The 20,647-nt window shown below is 65.9% G+C and carries 17 protein-coding genes; 11 read left to right on the top strand and 6 right to left on the bottom strand.

What is annotated here, in order from left to right; genetic code table 11:
* Positions 1–30 precede the first annotated feature (30 nt).
* Positions 31–1,959 (top strand): putative bifunctional diguanylate cyclase/phosphodiesterase, encoded by a 1,929-nt coding sequence (locus BUA54_RS00680; RefSeq protein ID WP_072855290.1) that lies wholly within the window; start codon positions 31–33, stop codon positions 1,957–1,959.
* Here the strand turns inward: BUA54_RS00680 and BUA54_RS00675 are convergent.
* Positions 1,956–2,861 carry a LysR family transcriptional regulator gene (locus BUA54_RS00675; protein ID WP_072855289.1) on the bottom strand — a complete coding sequence of 302 codons (906 nt, stop codon included), beginning with the start codon at positions 2,859–2,861 and terminating at the stop codon, positions 1,956–1,958. The two genes, BUA54_RS00680 and BUA54_RS00675, sit on opposite strands and share 4 nt — an antisense overlap.
* Positions 2,862–2,957: 96 nt before the next feature.
* Between BUA54_RS00675 and metF the strand changes: the two genes are divergently transcribed.
* Both metF and BUA54_RS00665 read left to right on the top strand, forming a co-directional pair.
* A complete protein-coding gene (gene metF, locus BUA54_RS00670; protein WP_072856075.1) occupies positions 2,958–3,824 on the top strand; it encodes a methylenetetrahydrofolate reductase [NAD(P)H] in 867 nt (288 codons plus the stop codon).
* A gap of 36 nt (positions 3,825–3,860) precedes the next feature.
* Positions 3,861–4,337, top strand: coding sequence for a PaaI family thioesterase (locus BUA54_RS00665; protein WP_072855288.1), 477 nt, complete (start codon positions 3,861–3,863; stop codon positions 4,335–4,337).
* Here BUA54_RS00665 and BUA54_RS00660 read toward each other — a convergent pair.
* Together BUA54_RS00660 and BUA54_RS00655 are read right to left on the bottom strand one after the other, a co-directional pair.
* Positions 4,321–5,262 (bottom strand): DUF2235 domain-containing protein, encoded by a 942-nt coding sequence (locus BUA54_RS00660; protein WP_245810532.1) that lies wholly within the window; start codon positions 5,260–5,262, stop codon positions 4,321–4,323. The genes BUA54_RS00665 and BUA54_RS00660 overlap by 17 nt on opposite strands.
* 97 nt (positions 5,263–5,359) lie before the next feature.
* Positions 5,360–7,648, bottom strand: a complete 2,289-nt coding sequence (locus BUA54_RS00655) for a xanthine dehydrogenase family protein molybdopterin-binding subunit (protein ID WP_072855286.1) — start codon at positions 7,646–7,648, stop codon at positions 5,360–5,362.
* Positions 7,649–7,782: 134 nt separating this feature from the next.
* On the opposite strand from BUA54_RS00655, the gene BUA54_RS00650 reads away from it, so the two are divergent.
* The 3 genes from BUA54_RS00650 to BUA54_RS00640 all read left to right on the top strand — a co-directional run bounded on the left by BUA54_RS00650 (position 7,783) and on the right by BUA54_RS00640 (position 12,343).
* Positions 7,783–10,713: a valine--tRNA ligase gene (locus tag BUA54_RS00650; RefSeq protein WP_072855285.1), complete on the top strand. Its 2,931-nt coding sequence runs from the start codon at positions 7,783–7,785 to the stop codon at positions 10,711–10,713.
* A 97-nt stretch (positions 10,714–10,810) separates the two neighbouring features.
* Positions 10,811–11,932 (top strand): pyridoxal phosphate-dependent aminotransferase, encoded by a 1,122-nt coding sequence (locus BUA54_RS00645; protein WP_072855284.1) that lies wholly within the window; start codon positions 10,811–10,813, stop codon positions 11,930–11,932.
* 69 nt (positions 11,933–12,001) lie between these two features.
* On the top strand, positions 12,002–12,343 hold the full coding sequence (locus BUA54_RS00640; RefSeq protein WP_084113977.1) for a DUF305 domain-containing protein: 342 nt from the start codon (positions 12,002–12,004) through the stop codon (positions 12,341–12,343).
* Between the two features lie 3 nt (positions 12,344–12,346).
* On the opposite strand, the gene BUA54_RS00635 is transcribed toward BUA54_RS00640, so the two are convergent.
* On the bottom strand, positions 12,347–13,522 hold the full coding sequence (locus BUA54_RS00635; protein WP_072855283.1) for a pyridoxal-phosphate-dependent aminotransferase family protein: 1,176 nt from the start codon (positions 13,520–13,522) through the stop codon (positions 12,347–12,349).
* A 153-nt stretch (positions 13,523–13,675) separates the two neighbouring features.
* Between BUA54_RS00635 and BUA54_RS00630 the strand changes: the two genes are divergently transcribed.
* The 3 genes from BUA54_RS00630 to ygfZ are packed head-to-tail and all read left to right on the top strand — an operon-like array spanning position 13,676 to position 16,855.
* Positions 13,676–14,353, top strand: coding sequence for a phosphatase domain-containing putative toxin (locus tag BUA54_RS00630; RefSeq protein WP_072855282.1), 678 nt, complete (start codon positions 13,676–13,678; stop codon positions 14,351–14,353).
* A complete protein-coding gene (locus BUA54_RS00625; protein ID WP_072855281.1) occupies positions 14,350–16,110 on the top strand; it encodes an ABC transporter ATP-binding protein in 1,761 nt (586 codons plus the stop codon). The genes BUA54_RS00630 and BUA54_RS00625 overlap by 4 nt, the downstream gene beginning before the upstream one ends.
* The gene (ygfZ, locus tag BUA54_RS00620; RefSeq protein WP_072855280.1) at positions 16,103–16,855 is read left to right on the top strand and encodes a CAF17-like 4Fe-4S cluster assembly/insertion protein YgfZ; all 753 of its coding nucleotides are present in this window, start codon (positions 16,103–16,105) and stop codon (positions 16,853–16,855) included. Before BUA54_RS00625 ends, ygfZ begins: the two co-directional genes overlap by 8 nt.
* 103 nt (positions 16,856–16,958) lie before the next feature.
* Here the strand turns inward: ygfZ and efp are convergent, their stop codons facing one another.
* Complete coding sequence (gene efp, locus BUA54_RS00615; RefSeq protein ID WP_072855279.1) at positions 16,959–17,522, bottom strand: elongation factor P; 564 nt, start codon at positions 17,520–17,522, stop codon at positions 16,959–16,961.
* Positions 17,523–17,752: 230 nt separating this feature from the next.
* On the opposite strand from efp, the gene BUA54_RS00610 reads away from it, so the two are divergent.
* Both BUA54_RS00610 and BUA54_RS00605 read left to right on the top strand, forming a co-directional pair.
* Complete coding sequence (locus BUA54_RS00610) at positions 17,753–18,076, top strand: DUF6280 family protein (protein WP_072855278.1); 324 nt, start codon at positions 17,753–17,755, stop codon at positions 18,074–18,076.
* A 96-nt stretch (positions 18,077–18,172) separates the two neighbouring features.
* Entirely contained in the window at positions 18,173–19,630 is a 1,458-nt protein-coding gene (locus BUA54_RS00605) for a cobyric acid synthase (RefSeq protein WP_072855277.1), read from the top strand.
* On the opposite strand, the gene BUA54_RS00600 is transcribed toward BUA54_RS00605, so the two are convergent.
* A complete protein-coding gene (locus tag BUA54_RS00600) occupies positions 19,627–20,595 on the bottom strand; it encodes a hypothetical protein (protein ID WP_072855276.1) in 969 nt (322 codons plus the stop codon). The two genes, BUA54_RS00605 and BUA54_RS00600, sit on opposite strands and share 4 nt — an antisense overlap.
* Positions 20,596–20,647 lie beyond the last annotated feature (52 nt).

Genomic DNA, 20,647 nt, shown 5'->3' with positions numbered 1-20,647 from the left:
ACTCGAGCCGTCACGGCAACAGAGAGCGCAATGCTGGAGCGGTTGAGGGAACGTTTTGTCTTTGAAACCCGCCTGACAATTCACATTGTCCGGCGCGACCGCCTGCGTCGCATGAGCCTCGTGCCGCTTGTGAGCGGCATCATGACCGTCACCGGCTATGACCGCGCTGCCGTGACCATGGCGCTGCTGGTGGCCCTGACGGAACTTGCCGCGTGGCTGGCTGGCGCAGGGCAGCGTATCGACGGTCCCCCGCCGGGCCGGATGCGGTGCTTTCTGGTCTGGGCGGTCGCCGTGGTGACGACGGTCTGCTACATGATGGCCGCAACGCTCTTCGTGGCCGCTGGCTCCACCGCCATGCTGCTCTGTGCCTGCATCTGGTTGTTCGGGGCTATGGTCCACATCTCGAACTCCTTCGTCGCCGTCCCGATCTATAATTGGAGCATGCTGGTTCCGGCCTATCTCGTGGTGATCGCGATCATGCAGGATATCTTCTGGCGTCCCATGACGACGTCCGGCCCGGTTGAAGGGTATATCCTTGGCGGGCTTCTGATGGTCTACTTCGCCAATACCGTGCAGACGACCCAGAACCACAAGGACACCCTGTCCGCCTACGAGAACATGCGGGAACTGGCGAACCGGCGCCTGGTGGAACTGGAGGATCTGTCCCTGCGCGACGTATTGACGGGACTGCCGAACCGGCTGGCCTTCGACCGGATCGCGCGGGAATTCCTGAATGGGAACAAGGCGTCGAAAGCCATCACCGGGGCGATGTTCCTGATCGATCTGGATGGATTCAAACCGATCAACGACAGCTACAGCCATGCCGCGGGCGATGCCCTGCTGAAAGAGGTCGCCCGGCGACTTAGCGTGGATCTGACCGGGTCTAGCATCGTGGCGCGGCTGGGGGGTGACGAATTCGCCATCGCCTGGCCGGGGCCGTTGACGCCGGTCGACATGGCTCGCATCGCCGAGGATATCCTGCAGCTGATCCGCAAGCCCGTCCGGTTCGAGCAGCGCAATCTTCAAGTCTCTGCCAGCATCGGGATCGCGCCGGCCCGCAGCAAGGCGACCGTCGATCAACTGCTGATCGAAGCGGGTCAGGCACTTTATCAAGCCAAGCTGAGGCTGGAATCGCCCTTCGTCATTTTCGATCCGGCGACATTTCCGCGCCGGCTCACCCTCGACGACAGGGCTCGCATGCGGCTCGCCCTCGACCGGGGCGAGGTCCTGCCCTTCTACCAGCCCCAGATCGACCTCGGCACCGGACGCATCGTCGGGCTGGAGGCGCTGGCCCGATGGGAAATGCCGAACGGAGAGATCCGTGCGCCCGGCGCATTCTTGCCGGCGATCAATGAACTGGGGCTGCAGGCCGATTTCCAGCAGCACATGCTGCAGGTGATCCTGTCGGACATGCGCCGGATGAAGGCCGACGCGGTGCTGCCGGAGCAGGTCTCGATCAATCTGGCAGAGGTCACGCTGGCCACGACCTCTGGACGCGAAGCGCTGCTGGCCATCGTCGCCCGGCATCCCGACCTGCGGCCGCACCTGATGTTCGAAGTGACAGAGGACATATTCATCGCCCGTTCCGGTCGCATGATACAGGATTCGATTTCCCTGCTGCGGCTCGCGGGCGCGCGGATTTCACTGGACGATTTCGGGACCGGCTTCGCCTCGTTCCAGCATCTGCAGGACCTCGAATTCGACGAACTGAAGCTCGATACCGGCTTTGTGCGGCGATTGGGTCAGGACCGGGCGACCGACGTGCTGGTGAAATCTTTCCTGGACATGGGGCGAGGCCTCGACGTCGTCATCGTGGCAGAGGGGGTAGAAACCGCGGCGCAGCTGGACATCCTGCGGGACATGGGCTGTCAGATCGTACAAGGCTATTTCTATGCGCCGCCGCAGCCCTACGACCGGATTCTGCAAATGCTGCAGGTTGGATGCGCCACGGCGGCCTAGGCGCGCTGCAGCTTTACTGCCTCTTGCCGGGCCAGTCGGACGACGTGACTCAGATACGGCAGGCCCGCGTCGGCGGTCCGTGTCGCCGCATAAAGGCGCTTTGTAATGCCCCCGGCCGTCAGCGGCCGCGTCACGTAATCGGAATTGTAGCGCACCTGCCGCACGACCCAGTCGGGCAGCACGGCCACGCCGCGGTTGGACGCGACCAGCAACAGGATCATCGCGGTCAGTTCCACCTGCCGGACGACGGCAGGTTCGACCTTGGCCGGCGTCAGCAACTCGCTGAAGACGTCAAGCCGATGCCGATCCACCGGATAGGTGATCAGGGTCTGACCGCGGAAATCCTCTGCCTCGATCACGTCCTTCTGCGCCAGCGGATGCTCTGCCGCAGCGACGAAGACCGGCTCGTAATCGAAGATCGGCGTGAATTCGACGCCCTCCAGCGTCTCCGGGTCGGAGGATACGACAAGGTCCACCTCCTCTCGGCGCAGCGCCGGCAGCGCGTCGAAGGCAAGGCCGGGGCGGATATCGACGTCCACCTCGGGCCAGGCCTTGCGAAAGGATTCAAGCACAGGCATCAGCCATTCGAAACAGGCGTGACATTCGATCGCGATGTGCAGCCGCCCCGCCTTGCCGGCGATGAGGCCGTCGAATTCCGCCTCCAGCGCCGCGACCTGCGGCAGGATCGTCTCTGCCGCCGCCAGCAGCTTCATACCGGCGGCGGACAGGCGCAGCGGCTTGGTGCGCCGCACAAAAAGCTCTACCCCCGCCTGATCCTCGATCCCCTTGATCTGATGGGACAGGGCCGATTGCGTGATCCCCAGCACATCCGCCGCCTTCGACAGTCCGCCGGTGTCGTGGATCGCCTTGATCGTACGCAGGTGGCGGAACTCGATATGCATATCGCGGTTGTCCTCATAATCATCGTGAGCGTTATGAATTTGCCTCATATGCCCGGCGATGCCAGATATGACAAGACCGCAGAACAGGACGCACCGATGACCCGCCCCAAGATCTCTTTCGAATTCTTTCCGCCGAAAAACCTTGAAGGGTCGTTCCGCCTGCGGGACTGCGTGAATGCTTTGGCGCCGCTGGAACCCGAGTTCGTGTCCGTGACCTACGGCGCCGGCGGAACCACCCGCAAGCTGACCCACGAGGCGGTGACTGCCATCGACCGGACGACCGGCCTGCGTGTCGCGGCGCATCTGACCTGCGTCGACGCGACACGGGCCGAGACGCTGGCGATTGCAGAGGAATACGCCGCAGCAGGCATCACCGACATCGTCGCCCTACGCGGTGACGCGCCGAAGGGGTCGGAAAAGTTCACCGCCCACGCCGACGGCTTCGCCTCCTCGGTGGAGCTGATCGAGGCCCTCGCCGCCACCGGCAAATTCACCCTGCGCGTCGGCGCCTATCCCGAGAAGCATCCCGAGGCCGCCAGTCAGGACGCCGACGTCGCCTGGCTGAAGCGCAAGATCGACGCCGGCGCCAGTGCCGCGATCACGCAGTTCTTCTTCGAGGCCGAGACGTTCTTTCGATTCCGCGACAAATGTGTGAAGGCAGGCATCGACGCGCCGATCATTCCCGGCATCTTGCCGGTCGAGAACTGGAAAGGCGCCTCGCGCTTTGCCAAGGCGACCGGCACCAGCATCCCGCCCGTCGTCGCACAGGCCTTTGCCCATGCCACCGAAGAGGGTCAGGCCGATATGCTGGCGACGGCACTGGCGACGGAGCTGTGCGATGAACTGCTGGCCGACGGGGTGGAGCATCTGCATTTCTACACGCTTAACAAGCCTCAGCTGACCCACGATGTCTGCCGCGCTCTTGGCATCGCCCCCGGCGCCCGCTTGCAAAACGTGGCCTGAGGCGGCAGCCTGCGGCAACCCTTGCCGGAGCCGCCGATGCCATTCGCCACATCACCATCCGACCTGCCCGACCGCGAAAAGATCCTGTCGCTGTCCGGGCTGGAGTTCATGGAGGCCGTGCTGCGCGGCGATCTGCCCGGCGCGCCGATCGCACAGGGCATGAATTTCACATTGGATAGCGTCGCGGAGGGGACATGCGTCTTTTCCGGAACGCCCGAATTCGCACATGCCAATCCGGTGGGGGGCGTCCACGGTGGCTGGTACGGCACGCTGCTGGACAGTTGCATGGCCTGCGCGGTGATGACGACCGTGCCGAAGGGCGCAGTCTACACGACGCTGGAATACAAGATCAACATCGTGCGGGCGATTCCGTTGCGCACGCATGTGACCGCCATTGGCATCGTCGATCACGCGGGACGATCGACCGGGGTGGCCACGGGCCGGATCGAGGGCGCAGACGGCACGCTTTACGCCACCGGGTCGACCACCTGCCTGATCATGCGGATCGCCTGATAGCGGGCCTTCGGTCTGCCGTGGCGTCCGGGGCCGCGACGCTGTCGTGCAACCGCTCTGACGGGTCAGACAGGATGCGGCGCATGCCGCGAAACCAGAACAGCCGCGACCAGCCCCGCCATTGGCCCAAGGATGGCGCCGTCACCGCGCAGGGATAGCGGCTGCGCCAGTCCGGCGGCAGCGGCACGCCCCGGTCCGCGATGCGGTCCAGCATCCAGACCAGCGGAATGTTGGCAAGCGGCCGCGCGGCGGGAAAATCGCCGACCTGCCCGCCGACGTCCCCATGGCTACCGCGGAACCAGACCTGCTCGACCGTCGCGCGCGGAAATGTCGACGTGTCCCACATGACCGGACGGTAATGATACCGGCGTTCGTCCAGCGCCAGCGCGTGATAGCCGTGACGCACATGATCGCCGAGGCGATGATCGTGAAAGCCGGTCCTGTCGGTCCGGGCAAAGGGAAGTGTCCAGCCCAATGCCTTGACCGTATCCCAAACCGCCACGGCCTCGATCTCGACCCTTTTGTGGCACATCAGGCGGTGAAACGCGCGGGCGCTGTCCGATGTCCCGCCCGACTGGTAGTGACGAAAAGCGGTACGCACCGCGCTGACCGTCGCATGATCGTGGCGCAGAAGGCCGACGCGCCCCACCATACCCGCCAGCGATCGTACCGCGAAGGCGCCACGGGAATACCCCATCAGCACGATGGTGTCACCGGGCCGATAGCGCGAGGCGAGCACACCGTAGGCGCGGCGGATCTGCTGATCCAGCCCACGTCCGATCATCACGTCCCACGTGTGCCGCCAGTCGGGCCACTGTATCCCGGCCTCGTAATAGACAGTCAAATTCGCGCGGTGCCCTGCCTCTCGCAACAGCTTGAAGGTGCGGCCGGCATTGGTGGCACGTCCTTCGCGCAGCGACGACATGGTCCCGTCGAGGATGATGACATGTGTCGCAGGACCGCGCCCGCGGGGTGAGCCGCTTTTCTGGCGCGGTCGGCGACCGAAACGGCCGAAGAGCCAGTCAAGCGGCGTCAGTCCTCGCCTCCTGCAGCCAACCCCAAACCCGATGCGGGGTAAAAGGCATCTCGACCCGGCGCACGCCTTCGTCCCAGAGGGCGTCCAGCACGGCGTTCGCCACCGCCGCCAGCGCGCCGACAGTCCCCGCCTCTCCGCAGCCCTTCATGCCCATGGGGTTGTATTTCGACGGCGTCCCACGCGTCGAAAAGTCGATCGGGGGCACATCGGCGGCCCGCGGCATGCCGTAGTCCATGAAGCTGGCGGTCAGAAGCTGCCCGTCTTCGTCGAAGACGACACGCTCTGCCAGCGCCTGACCAAGGCCCTGCGCGACGCCGCCGTGCACCTGACCTTCGACCAGCATCGGGTTAATAAGGTTACCGAAATCGTCGACGACGGTGTAGCGGTCGACGGTGGTCTGGCCGGTCTCGGGGTCGACCTCCACCTCCACGACGTGGGCGCCATTGGGGAAGCTGCGGTTATCCAGCGTGATGCGCTGGCTGTGGCGTAGCAGATCGCCGCGCCCGTCGGCGCGGGCCATTTCTGCCACGTCCAGCATGGTGGGCGTGAGGTTGGACCCTTTGATGCGGAACCGTTCGTCGTCGAAGCTGACCTCACCGCCTTCCTTTTCAGACAGGTAGGCGCCGAAGGCCGCGACCATCGCGTCCACGGTCGCTAGCGTGGCGGTGTTCTGGACAGTCACGGACCGCGACCCGCCTGTGCCGCCGCCGGTCGGAATACGGTCGCTGTCGCCCTGCACGACCGTGATCCGGTCGGCGGGAATGCCGGTCTGGTCCGACAGGAACTGGGCATAGACCGTCTCGTGCCCCTGCCCGTTCGATTGCGTGCCGACATAGATCAAGGCCGTCCCATCCTCCGCAAACTCCACAGCCGTGGTTTCCGAAGGATCGCCTAGAATGCTTTCGATATAGTAACACAGCCCCTGCCCGCGCAGCTTGCCCGCCTTTGCCGAGGCCGCCTTGCGCGCGGCAAATCCGCCGGTGTCCGCAGTGGCCTGCGCGGTGTCCAGCAGGTCGCTGAACTCGCCCACATCGTAGGTAACGCCCGTCGGCGTGGTATAGGGGAACTGGTCCGGCCGGATGAAATTGCGCTTGCGCAGCTCCCACCCGCTCAGCCCCAGCTGCCGCGCCGCCTCGTCCATCGACCGTTCGAGGACGAAGATCGCCTCCGGCCGTCCGGCGCCGCGATAGGCATCGACCGGTGTCGTGTTGGTATAGATGCCACGCGTCCGCATGTAAGCGTGCGGCACGGCGTAGGTGCCGGTCAGCACCTTGGAAAACAGGTTCGTCTGGATGCCCTGCGCGAACTGGCTGTTGTAGGCCCCCATGTTCGCCACGGTATCGAGGCTGTAAGCCGTCATGCGATAGTCCGCATCGAAGGCCAGCGTCGCCGTCGTCACCAGATCGCGCCCGGCGTTGTCGGTCAGCATGGCCTCGGTCCGCTCGCTCATCCAGCGGACCGGGCGGGACAGGCTGCGTGCCGCATGGGCCACGACGAAGGGTTCGGGATAGCGCATGCCTTTCATCCCGAACCCGCCGCCGACATCGGGGGTCGTCACATGAACGTCGTCCGGGTCCAGCTTGAAATGCCTGACAAGATCCGCCTTCGGCCCCCAAACGCCCTGTCCGTTGACCGCGACGTGCAGGCGACCGTTGCTCACCTCGGCGTAGCAGCCGCGCGGCTCCATTGCGTTGCAGATGACGCGGTTGTCCGTCACCTCGACCGTGACGACATGGGCCGCCGCCTTGATGGCCGCATCGACACCTTCCGCATCGCCCAGACCGAAGTCGAAGGCGACGTTGTCCGGCGCCGTCGGGTGCAGCGCCTCGCCACCCGGGGCGGCCTCCATATGGGCAGGCAGGTCGTCGATTTCTGCCATCACCGCCTCGGCCGCGTCGCGGGCCTGCTGCAGCGTCTCGGCCACGACACAGGCAATGGGTTCGCCCACGTGCCGGACCCGCCCACGGGCAAGGATGCTCCGCTCCGTATAGGCGCCGTCGCTGCCGTCACGGTTTTTGACGCGCGACCCCTCCATCTCCAGCACCATGCCCGCGTCCGCAAGGTCCTGCGCCGTGATGACCGCATGCACGCCGGGCATTAACTGCGCATCCTCCACGTCGATCCCGGTCAAGGTGCCGTGCCCCACCTGTGCGCGCACGAAGACCGCGAAGAGCGCGCCGTCAGGGGCGATATCGTCGACGTAGCGCCCCTGCCCGGTCAGGAACCGCTGGTCCTCGACCCGCGTCACCGGCTGACTTTTCCCGAACTTTTCCATGGCGTGCGACCCCTTGCATTGCGACGCAGACCCTAATCGGGATCGCGCGGTTGTCCAGCCCCGGCCATTGGCCCTTTTCCGCGCGCGCCCCTTTCGGTAAACCCTGCGCAAACCGGAAGTAAGGACGCAGCCCCATGGCCCTCGACAAGACATTCGACCCCGCCGCCCGCGAAGCCGCGATCTATGCCGCGTGGGAACAGGCAGGGGCGTTCAAGGCGGGTGCCGGCAAGCGGCGTGACGAAACCTTCACCATCATGCTGCCGCCGCCCAACGTCACCGGCGCGCTGCACGTCGGCCACGCCTTCAACCACACGCTGATGGACATCCTGACGCGGTGGAAGCGGATGCAGGGCTACGATACCCTCTGGCAGCCCGGCCTCGACCACGCGGGCATCGCGACGCAGCTTGTCGTGGAAAAGCAGCTGGCCGAACGCCAGATCAGGCGCACCGACATGACCCGGCCCGACTTCATCGCCGAGATCTGGAAGTGGAAGGCAAGTTCCGGCGGCACAATCGAGGATCAGGCCAAGCGCCTGGGCGACAGCATGGACTGGTCGCGGTCGGCCTTCACCATGTCCGGCGCGGACAGTGCCCCCGATACGGAAAAGCCCGGCAACTTCCACGACGCCGTCCTCAAGGTCTTCGTCGAGATGTACGACAAGGGCCTGATCTACCGCGGCAAGCGCCTGGTGAACTGGGACCCGCATTTCGAGACCGCGATCAGCGACCTGGAGGTCGAGAACCGCGAGGTCGACGGCCACATGTGGCACTTCAAGTATCCGCTGGCGGGGGGCGAGACCTATACTTACGTCGAGAAGGACGAGGACGGGAACGTTCTGTTCGAGGAGGAGCGCGACTACATTTCCATCGCCACCACCCGGCCCGAGACGATGCTGGGCGACGGTGCCGTCGCCGTCCACCCGGACGACACCCGCTACGCCCCCATCGTCGGAAAGCTTTGCGAGATCCCGGTCGGCCCGAAGGACAGCCGCCGCCTGATCCCGATCATCACCGACGAATACCCGGACATGACCTTCGGGTCGGGTGCCGTGAAGATCACCGGCGCCCACGATTTCAACGACTACCAGGTCGCCAAGCGCGCCGGCATCCCGATGTATGCCCTGATGGATACCAAGGGCCGAATGCGCGCCGACGGGCGGCCCTACGCCGAGGAGGCAGCGACCGCGCAAGCGATCGCGTCCGACGAGGCCCCCTTCGACGAGGCGATGATCGCCGCCATGAACCTCGTCCCCGAGGCCTACCGCGGCCTCGACCGGTTCGAGGCGCGCAACCGCGTGATCGAAGACATCACCGCCGAGGGCCTCGCCGTCATGGTCCCCGCCACCGACCCGCGCCTTGGCCAGCCGGCGAAACTCACAGCCCCCGAGGAAGGCGGCGAGAGCCGCCTTGACCAGCTCGCCCCGCTGGTCGAGCCCAAGAAGATCATGCAGCCCTTCGGCGACCGCTCGAACGTCGTGATCGAACCGATGCTGACCGACCAGTGGTTCGTCGACACGGCCAAGATCGTGGGTCCCGCCCTCGACGCCGTCCGCGACGGCCGCACGAAGATCATCCCCGAGAGCGGCGAGAAGGTATATTACCATTGGCTTGAGAACATCGAGCCCTGGTGCATCTCGCGCCAGCTCTGGTGGGGCCACCAAATTCCGGTCTGGTTCGACGAGGCCGGAAACGAGTATTGCGCCATGAGCGAGGCCGAGGCGCAGGCCAAGGCCCCCGGCAAGACCCTGACCCGCGACCCCGACGTCCTCGACACCTGGTTCTCCTCCGGCCTCTGGCCCTTCGGCACCCTCGGCTGGCCCGAAGACACACCGGAGCTGCAACGCTACTTCCCCGGCGACGTGCTCATCACCGGGCAGGACATCCTGTTCTTCTGGGTCGCGCGCATGATGATGATGTCGCTCGCCGTAATGGACGACGTGCCGTTCCACACGGTCTACCTCCACCAGCTCGTCCGCGATGCCAAGGGCGAGAAGATGTCGAAGACCCGCGGCAACGTCATCGACCCGCTGGCGATGATCGACCTCTACGGCGCCGACGCACTGCGGTTCAACAATGCGGCAATGGCGGCCCTGGGCGGCGTGCTGAAGATCAGCGAGGACCGCATCAAGGGCTATCGCAACTTCGGCACGAAGCTCTGGAACGCCACCCGCTTCGCCGAGATGAACGAGGTCTTCGCCGCCCCCGCCACGGACGGCATCCCGCAGGCCACCCAGACCGTGAACCGCTGGATCATCGGTGAAACCGCCAAGGTCCGCGAGGAGGTCGACGCCGCCCTCACCGCCTATCGCTTCAACGACGCGGCCAATGCGCTCTACGCCTTCGTCTGGGGCAAGGTCTGCGACTGGTACGTCGAATTCTCCAAGCCGCTCCTGCTCGACGGCGCGAAAGAGGAGAAGCGGGAGACGCAGGCGACGATGCGCTGGGTGCTTGAGCAGTCGCTCGTCCTCCTGCACCCCTTCATGCCCTTCATCACAGAGGAACTCTGGTCTCTCACCGGCACCCGCGCGCAGGTGCTGGCCCTGACCGCATGGCCGGACGACCTGACGACCGACATGGTCGACGCGCAGGCGCAGGCCGAGATGGACTGGACCATCCAGCTGATCGAAGGCGTCCGCTCCGCCCGCGCGCAGATGAACGTGCCCGCTGGTCTGAAGATCGACGTGCTGCGCATCGAGGCCGACGCGGATGCGCAACGGGCCGAGGCCAACAACCTGCCGATGATCCAGCGCCTCGCCCGGATCGAGACGATCGGCAGCGCGACGGAGGTTCCGAAAGGCTCCCTCACCGTCACCGCCAAGGGCGCCACCTACGCCCTGCCGCTGGCGGGACTGATCGACGTGGAGGCGGAAAAGGATCGCCTGTCCAAGGGGCTCACGAAGCTGGAAAAGGAGATCAAGGGCCTCGCCGGTCGCGCGAACAACCCCAACTTCGCCGCCTCCGCCCCGCCGGATGTCGTGGCCGAGACCAAGCAGAACCTCGCCGACCGCGAGGCCGAGGCAGATCAGCTCAGGACCGCCCTCGCCCGTCTGAGCGAAATCGGATGACCTTCATCCGACCAGACAAACGCCTGCCGGAGGCTCCGACCATCGCCTCCGGCACCCCCTCCTCGCTTTTTTCCAAATACTCCCGCCGGAGGCTCCCTTGGCTGATCCAACCGACCCCCGCCTGACCCCTCTGGCGCTGTCCCTGCCCGCCACGGTCCCCTTCGTCGGACCAGAGGCGCAGGAACGCGCCCGGGGCAAGCCCTTCGTTGCCCGCCTCGGTGCCAATGAATCCGCCTTCGGCCCCTCGCCCAAGGCGATTGCCGCCATGCACGCCGCCGCCGCCGGGTCATGGCAGTATGCCGATCCCGAGGCCCACGATCTGCGGCAGGCCATCGCCGCGCACCACGGCATCGACGCCGCGCATATCATGGTGGGCGAAGGCATCGACACGCTGTTGGGCAACCTCGTGCGGCTGACCGTCGCCCCCGGCGATCCGGTGGTGACCAGCGCCGGCGCCTATCCGACCTTCAACTACCACGTCACCGGCTTTGGCGGCATCCTTCACACGGTGCCCTACGCCGGGGATTTCGAGGATCCGGAGCGTCTGACCGCCAGGGCGGCGGAGGTTGGGGCGAAGCTGATCTACATCGCCAATCCCGACAACCCGATGGGCAGCCACCACGGTGCGGCGACGATCCAGCGCATGGTCAGCCATGTTCCGGACAGCTGCCTGCTGGTGCTGGACGAGGCCTATATCGACCTCGCCCCCGAAGGCACCGTCCCCTTCATCGCACCGGACGACGACCGCGTGATCCGGATGCGCACCTTTTCCAAAGCCTATGGCCTTGCGGGGGCGCGGGTCGGCTATGCCATCGGGCCACGGCCGCTGATCGCCGCCTTCGACCGGGTGCGCAATCACTTCGGGATGGCGCGGATCAGTCAGGCCGCGGCTCTGGCCGCCCTGCGGGATCAGGACTGGCTGGGTCAGGTGAAGGCGATGGTTGTGGCCGCCCGGGACCGGCTGGCGGGCGTTGCACGCGACAATGGCCTCACACCCCTGCCCAGTGCCACGAACTTCGTCACGATGGATTGCGGGCAGGACGGTGCCTTCGCCAGACAGGTGGTGAAGGCGCTGGGAGAGGCCGGCATCTTCGTCCGCATGCCGTTCGTGGCACCCCACGACCGTTGCATCCGCGTCAGCTGCGGCCCGGACGACGCGATCGCAGCCTTCGCCGCGGCCTTGCCGCAGGCCCTTTCGACGGCGCGGGCCGCAAGCTGACCCTTGCGCCCTTGCGCGGAATCGCGGCGCGCCTAGATCGAACGGGAACCCAACAGGACGGACGTTAAGATGTCGACGGCAGGAAACGTCTTTGCGGCGCTGGTCATCGGGGTCGTCGTGGGCGTCGGCAGCATGATGCTGCTTCACGTCGGCAACATGGGGCGCATGGACGGTAGCATGATGGATCACGACGGCATGGCGGGCATGAGCCCGATGCCCGTGACCGGCGATCCTGATCACGATTTCATGGCCGGCATGGTCCCTCATCACCAGTCTGCCATCGACATGGCGCATACGGTGTTGGAAACCACCGATGACCCGCAGGTCCGCGCGCTGGCCGAGAACATCCTTGCGACCCAGCAGGCCGAGATCGACGAGATGAACGCCTGGCTTGCTGCCAATCCGCAGTAGGGGTCAGCCTGCGGCGATGACCTCGGCCGCGGCGCGGATGCCGCCCGGCGCATGGGGGATGTCGCAGGCGATCAGGCCCGCCTCGATCGTGGCGAGGCAGCCCAGGATCATCTGCGCGTTCACGTGCCCCATGTGACCGATGCGGAACCAGGCGTCGGCGGGTTCGCGCCCCAGCCCGATCCCCAGCGTCAACCCCGCCTGATGCTCGCACCAGTGGCGCAGGGCATCGCCCTGCCCCGGCCCCATGCCGACCGAGGTGACGGAATGGGACCGCAGTGCTGCGTCCTTGATATTCAGACGGAGCGGCCCTTCGGCGCCCCAGGCCTCGCAGGCCGCCCAGAGCGCGCGCGACAGCGTCGCGTGGCGGGCCCAGACATGCTCCAGCCCCTCGGCCATGATCATGTCGAGCGCCGCACGCAGACCGTAAAGGTGATGGGTAGGCGCGGTGCCGTTGGAATACTGGAAGAACATCTGCGGATGCGCCCGGGGCGTCCAGTTCCACCAGCTCGAGACTTCGGCGTTCTGCCGCCCTGCCGCCCGCGCGTTGAAGAAGACGAAGGCGAGGCCCGCCGGGGTCATCAGCCCCTTCTGGCAGCCGGCGACCATGACATCGACGCCCCAATCGTCCATCTCGAACGTGTCGCAGCCCAGTGACGCCATGCAGTCCACCATCAGCAGCCCATCGTGGCCGGTGGCGTCGAGGGTGGCGCGCAATCCTTTCACGTCATTGCGCACGCCGGTCGAGGTGTCAGTGTGGCAGACCATCACCGCCTTGATGCGACCGGCGGTGTCGGCGCGCAGCACCTCGGCCACCTTGTCAAGGTCGACGGCATCGGTCTGACCGAAGTCCAGCACCTCGACCGCCACGCCCAGACCGCGGGCCATGTCGGCCCAGCCATGGCCGAACCGGCCCGTCGCCAGCACGAGGACAGTGTCGCCCCGCTTGCAGAGGTTCGCGACCGATGCCTCCCACGCGGCGTGGCCATTGCCGATGTAGATCGCGACATCGCCCGCGGTGCGCGCCACGGCCTTCAGGTCGGGGATCAGGCTGTCGGTCAGCGCGTGAAGCTCGCCCTCGTAGATGTTGGGGGATGCGCGGTGCATCGCCCGCAGGACCGCGTCCGGCATGATGGATGGGCCGGGAATGGCAAGGTAGCTGCGGCCTTGGGCAAGGGACATCTGGCGTGCTTTCGCTTGGTTGAACGGGGCGACACTAGCCGCGCCGCCGGTCGCGTCAACCGCAACCGTCGGACCCGCGTCGCTTGCCCCGCAGGGGCCGAGCGATTAGGTGAAAGGAAAGGCAAGTCCCGCCATTCGCCGAAGGTTCACCGGATGCTGCGCAAATTCGTCACCGCCCTGACCGGCAGTCCGCGACCCCGTCGGGTCCACGGCCTGTCCGACGCGGCTGGACGCAGGCGGGCCTGGTGGCATTACCATTTCATCGATCACGGTGTCCTGCGCTACGGCTGGACCAACTTCGCAGAGATCGCGCCGGGGGTGTTCCGGTCCAACCATCCGCACGCCGGCCGGCTGAACGACTACAAGGCGCGCGGCATCCGCGCCGTCTTGAACCTGCGCGGCGTCAACGGCAGCCCATCCTACCTGATGGAGGAAGCGGCCTGCCTTGCGGCTGGCCTCGACCTCGTCAGCGTGAAGTTCGCGGCCCGCAACGCGCCCAACCGCGACAAGCTGCTGGAACTGTTGCAGGCCTTCGACACGATCCGGCGCCCCTTCGTGATGCACTGTAAATCGGGCGCCGACCGGGCCGGCCTTGCCGCCGCACTCTACCTGCTGGATCAAGGTGTGCCTCTGGAGGTCGCGCGCCGCCAGCTGTCGGTGCGGTTCCTGCACCTGCGGTTCACCAAGACCGGCGTTCAAGATGCGCTGCTGGATGTCTACGCCGACCGCTTGGCGCAGGGCCCCATTAGCCTGCGCGACTGGGTCCGCACCGAATACGATCCCGACGCCGTCCGCGCCCGCTTTGCCAGCCGTCGCAGCCTGCCGGTATGACGCAGACTTCCAGTACCGACGCCTTCCGCTGGCTGTGGCGCAGCTACCTGCATCCCTATCGCTGGATCATCGTCGTGGCCGTTATCATGATGGCGCTGGAAGGCGGGATGCTGGGTCTGCTGTCGTGGATGATCAAGCCGATGTTCGACCGCGTCTTCGTCGGCGGCGACGGCGGCGCGATGTGGCTGGTCGGGCTTGCGATCATGGGCATCTTTCTGGTCCGCGCCGGCACCTCGACCGGACAGCGGGTGCTGATGATGATGGCGAGCCAGCGCGCGGCTGCAGCGATGCGCAGCGATCTGCTGCGCCACCTGATGCAACTGGACAGCGCCTATCATCAGATCAACCCGCCGGGTCAGCTGATCGAGCGGGTGCAGGGCGATGTGACCCTAGTGAACCAGAGCTGGGCCGCGATCCTCGTCGGGCTGGGCCGCGACGCCGTGACCGTCGTCGTTCTGTTCGGCGTGGCCCTGTCGGTCGACTGGCGCTGGACTCTGATCGCTCTGGTCGGCACACCGTTCCTGATCCTGCCCGCGCTAATCGCACAACGCTACGTCCGCCGCCGGTCCGTCACCGCCCGTGACCTTGCGGGGCGGATGTCGACCCGGCTGGACGAGGTCTTTCACGGCATCAACCCGATCAAGCTGAACGCGCTGGAGCGCTATCAGTCGACCCGCTACGACGATCTGACCAATGCCCGCGTCAGCGCAGAGGTCAAGGCCGCCGCCGGGCAGGCCACCGTGCCCGCGATGATCGACGTGATGACCGGCTTCGGCTTTCTGGCCGTGATGATTTACGGCGGCGGAGAGATCATCGCCGGCACCAAGACCGTGGGCGAGTTCATGTCCTTCTTTGCGGCGATGGCGCTTGTCTTCGATCCCCTGCGCCGGCTGGGCCAGACCAGCGGCCAGTGGCAGGTCGCAACCGCCAGCATCGACCGGCTGCGCGGCGTGCTGGCCGAACGCCCCACCCTGCTATCCCCCGCCACCCCCCGCGCCGCGCCGATGGACGCGCCGGAGGTGCGGCTGGAGGACGTGTCGCTGACCTATGGCGACCTGCCGGTGCTGCGCGGCGCCACCTTCACCGCGCCAGCAGGCCGCACGACGGCGCTCGTCGGCGCGTCAGGTGCTGGCAAAAGCACCGTTTTCAATGTCCTTACCCGGCTGGTGGAGACGGGGGGCGGCCAAGTGACGATCGGTGGCATCCCGATCGCAGAGATGGATCTGGCCGATCTGCGCGCTCTCTTTTCAGTGGTCACGCAGGATGCCGCGCTGTTCGACGAAACCTTGCGCGACAACATCCTTCTTGGGCGCACGGATATACCCGAGGATCGTCTGTTGGCCGTCCTCGACGCCGCCCATGTCACCGACTTCCTGCCGCAGCTTGGCCAAGGCCTCGACAGTCCTGCCGGGCCGCGCGGGTCGAACCTGTCCGGCGGCCAGCGCCAGCGCGTCGCCATCGCCCGCGCCCTGCTGCGCGACACGCCGATCCTGCTGCTGGACGAGGCGACGAGCGCGCTCGACACCCGGTCCGAGGCGCTGGTGCAGGAGGCACTGGAGCGGCTTTCGGTCGGGCGCACGACGCTTGTCATCGCTCACCGCCTGTCTACGGTGCGCAACGCCGACAGCATCGTTGTGATGGACCACGGACAGGTCGTCGATCAGGGCACCCATGCGGCGCTTCTTGAACGCGGCGGCATCTATGCCGATCTTTACGCCATGCAATTCAAATCGAAAGAAGGTGCAGCCGATGAATGATCGCACGGTACTGGCGGTCAGCGGACCGCAGCGGACCGATTTCCTGCAGGGTCTGGTGACGAACGACGTGACGCGCGCGGCAGAGGGAATCGTCTATGCCGCCTTGCTGACGCCACAGGGCAAATACCTCGCGGATTTTTTCATCGTGGACGACGGTGACCGGTATCTGATCGACGTGGCCGAAAGCCACGCCAGCCTGCTGCTGCAACGGCTGACCATGTATCGCCTGCGGGCCGATGTGCAGATCGCGCCGACGGACCTCGTCGTGTCGCGCGGCACCGGCCCCGCGCCGGATGGCGCCCTGCCGGACCCACGGGACCCGGCGCTCGGCTGGCGCCTTTACGGGGCGCAGGACGTATCCGACGACACGGACTGGCAGGCGCTGCAGGTGGCCCATCTGGTGCCGGTCACGGGCATCGACCTGACGCCGGAGACCTACATCCTCGAAGCCGGGTTCGAGAGACTGCACGGCGTCGACTTCCGCAAGGGCTGCTTCGTGGGGCAGGAGATCGTGGCGCGGATGAAGCACAAGACGGTGTTGCGCAAGGGCCTTGCCCGCGTCACCATTGAGGGCAGCGCTCAGCCGGGGGACGAGATCGCCTCCGGCGACCGCGTGGCCGGAGCCCTGCATTCGGTAGCCGGAGATCAGGGCATTGCCTATCTGAGATTCGATCGGGCAAGTGACCTGCGCACGACGGGCGCGCGGCTTGTCCCTCACCCCGGCGATATCCCCGCATTGTCGTAACGATATGTTAGGTTTTGGCCATCACGTTCCCCTCACCTAATGAGGGAGGACGCGATGGCATCATTTCATTCCCCGGTCGAACCGCCCGGCTGAACGGGGTGCGTCAGGCACGTTCGACGTATTCGAACAGTTCGGTGTTGACGACGATATCCTCGTCCGTGCCGACGAAGGGCGGGATCATGACGCGGACGCCGTTGTCCAGGATCGCGGGCTTGAAGCTGTTTGCAGCGGTCTGACCTTTGACCACCGGCTCCGTCTCGACGATCTTGCAGGTGACGCGCAGCGGCAGCGTGACGTTCAGGGCCTCGTCGCCGTAGTATTCGATATGGACGATCATGCCGTCCTGCAGGAACGGACGGCGATCCCCCAAAATGTCGGCGGGCAAGGCGATCTGCTCGTAGGTCTGGCTGTCCATGAAGGTCAGCATGTCGTCGGTTTCGAACAGGAACTGCTGGTCCTTCTGCTCCAGCTGGACCTTTTCGACCTTGTCGGCAGACCGGAAGCGTTCGTTCAGCTTGCGACCGTCGCGCAGGTTCTTCAGCTCCACCTGCGCAAAGGCGCCACCCTTGCCGGGCTTTACATGATCGACCTTGACCGCAGCCCACAGGCCACCGTCATGTTCCAGAACGTTGCCGGGGCGAATTTCGTTACCGTTGATTTTGGGCATGGGTCACTTCGTGTCAAAAATGTAGCGTGCGCTTGATGCAGATGTGACGCGGTCTATATCTGGCGTAGGTTCGTCTGGCAAGGCGACTAAATAGGCTGTTACCCGCTCCTCTGCCATGCACTGCGCACATGGCAGGCATTCCAAAAGAGGGTCCCCGAATCGCCTTTGGTCAGGCATAAGGGGCCACTCGCCGAAACCACAAGAGCGAAAAAAAACGAGAAGGACCCATGATGAGAGATTTCGTCGACGGCACAGCGTTCAACAACGAACAGGGCAATCGCGCCCGCAAGCTTTTTGCTGCGGTCGTTCTGGCTGCCTTGGATGATGCCATCGCGGATGACAAGAAGTATGGAAACGGCCCCGAGCAGATCGCCCGCTGGGCGCGGTCGCGCGATGGCCGCGAGGTGCTGTCATGTGCCGGTATCGACCCGAATGAACGGGTCGTGTCCGGCCTGATGGAGTTCGTGGGCAAGGGTGTGCGCACCTCTGTCGCGCTGTCGCGCGAAGAGAGCGAGCGCCGCAATGCTGCCGAACAGGATGCACGCGCCGCCTGATTTCCGCTTCGATCCGACTTGAAAACGCGGCCCCTGCCAGGGTCGCGTTTTTTTGTGCGCTGTGCCACTGACGGGCAGCAGCAGGGGGAACCGCCGATGACCAAGGCCATCATGATACAGGGCGCCGGATCGAATGTCGGCAAGTCGATGCTGGTCGCGGGGCTGGTACGCGCGGCGACGCGTGCCGGCCTGCGCGTCGCCCCCTTCAAACCGCAGAATATGTCGAACAATGCCGCCGTGACCGTGGACGGCGGAGAGATCGGCCGCGCCCAGGCGCTGCAAGCCCTCGCCTGCGGGCGCGACCCGGTCGTCGACATGAACCCGGTCCTTCTGAAGCCCGAGACAGACATCGGCGCGCAGGTCATTCTGCGCGGGCAGCGCATCGCCACGGTGCAGGCCCGCGACTACGGCCTGATGAAAGCGCGGTTGCTGCCAGAGGTTCTGGACAGCTTTCATCGGCTGGCCGAAACCTGCGATCTGATTATCGTCGAAGGCGCCGGCAGCCCGGCAGAGGTCAACCTGCGACAAGGGGACATCGCCAACATGGGGTTCGCGCAGGCGGCGCGGGTGCCTGTAATCCTGATCGGCGACATCGACCGCGGCGGCGTCATCGCGCAGATGGTCGGCACGCATGCGGTGCTGGACCCGTCCGACCTTGCACTGGTGAAAGGCTTCGCAATCAACAAGTTCCGTGGCGATCCTACGCTCTTCGCGGCGGGGATGGAGGTCATTGCCGACCGCACTGGCTGGCAGCCGCTTGGCATCCTGCCGTGGTTCGCGGACGCCTGGCGCCTGCCGGCGGAGGACGTGATGGACATTGCCAGCCGACCCGGCGGGCCGCTCCGCGTCGTGGTGCCGCGGCTGAACCGGATCGCAAATTTCGACGACCTCGACCCGCTGTCGACGACACCCGATGTCAGCGTGGACATCGTGCCCGAGGGACGCCCCCTGCCCCTCGACGCGGATCTGATCCTGCTGCCCGGGTCGAAATCGACAATCGCGGACCTTGCGCATTTTCGTGCACAGGGCTGGGACGTCGATCTGGCGGCGCACATCCGTCGTGGGGGGCACGTGCTGGGGCTGTGCGGCGGCTATCAGATGCTGGGCCGTCGGATCGACGATCCGGAGGGGATCGAGGGACCACCCGCAAGCGTCCCGGGACTAGGGCATCTGGATATCGTCACAGTCATGGGGCCGCGCAAGCGGCTGGCGCTGGCGCAGGCGACCTACCTGCCGACCGGGGACCCGGTATCCGGCTACGAAATTCACATGGGGCAGACGACCGGGCCAGATCAAGCCCGCGCGTGGCTGGCCCTTGACGGGCACACGGAGGGCGCACAAAGCGCCGACGGTCGGGTGATGGGTTGCTATCTGCACGGGCTCTTTGCCGCTGATGCCTTTCGCACGTCCTATCTGGGACGCTTCGGCAAGACGGTCGAAGCCGGCGATTACGGCGGAACGGTCCAGACGACGCTGGATGCCCTGGCCGACCACGTCACGGCGCATCTGGACGTGGACCGCATCATCGATCTGGCGGCAGAGGTTAGGCGCTAGTCGAAATCCTGGGTCGTCAGAACCCGGTGAATCTCGCGTCGGACAAGCTTGCGGACGTTATGCGTAATCCGCTCACCCAGCTTGCCCTGCAGTTCGTCGCGCACGATCTGGCGCACCATCTCTCGCAACGTATCTTCGTCGATCAGGCCCGCACCGTTCAGATACCGGTTCAGGGGATCCTCCGGATCGGTGCCCAGATCGGGACCTCCGATCAGGTCGTCCTGAAACCCCTCGTCGGGTTGGGTTGCCGCATCTGCCTTGTGCGTCGCATTGGGGCGCACGACGTTTTCAGACCGGTGATGGCGGAACTCGGGCACCGCATCCGCCTCGGGTGCGTCGCCGTAACGCCGCGCCGCCTCGACCAGGGTCGGTGGCCAGGCACCCGCGTCTGCCGGTGCGGGTGCAAGGTCGTCTTCCTGCGGATCGGCGGCATCGTCCGGCATATGGTCTGGTCGATCATCCTCATCGAGGAAGGCCGGATCGAAGTCATCGTCGAGCGAATCGTCGTCGCCCACGCCGGTGGGCCCGCGAAAGACGGCGCGCGCCCAGCCCGGATCGGTTTGCGTGCCCGTGCCGTCGGGTTCCCATTCGTCGGCCTGCTCGCGTACTGCGGCCTCAAGCTCTGCAATAGTTGCCAGCAGGCTTAATCGGTCCGGCACCTTGGCCGCCGGTTCGTCAATGGGGGTCGGGGCAGCCGGCGCCTCCGTTGCGGCCCTGACGCGGACGGACCGTGCGATACGGTCGCGCTGCCCAAGGACGATGGGTGCCGCCTCTGCCGGGGCCTGCGGCTCTTCCGCGGTCTGGCCCTCGACCGGGGTATCGACGCGCAGGGCGGGAGTCAGCACAAGTTTCGGCGTGCGCGGCGGTGTCGGCCGCGGTGCGGCAGGTTGACTACCATCCGCCACAAGACGCCGGATGGACGACAGGACATCCTCGATTTCGACGTTGGTCATCGGATCAGACATGACGTGCCCCTGCATTTTGCCCACGACACCAGACTACGCCCAAATCCGTGGC

It is taken from the genome of Loktanella atrilutea, from assembly GCF_900128995.1.
GTDB classification, from domain to species: domain Bacteria; phylum Pseudomonadota; class Alphaproteobacteria; order Rhodobacterales; family Rhodobacteraceae; genus Loktanella; species Loktanella atrilutea.
The sequence above is the reverse complement of the archived record's forward strand: the minus strand, read 5'-3'. Positions and strand labels throughout refer to the sequence as shown.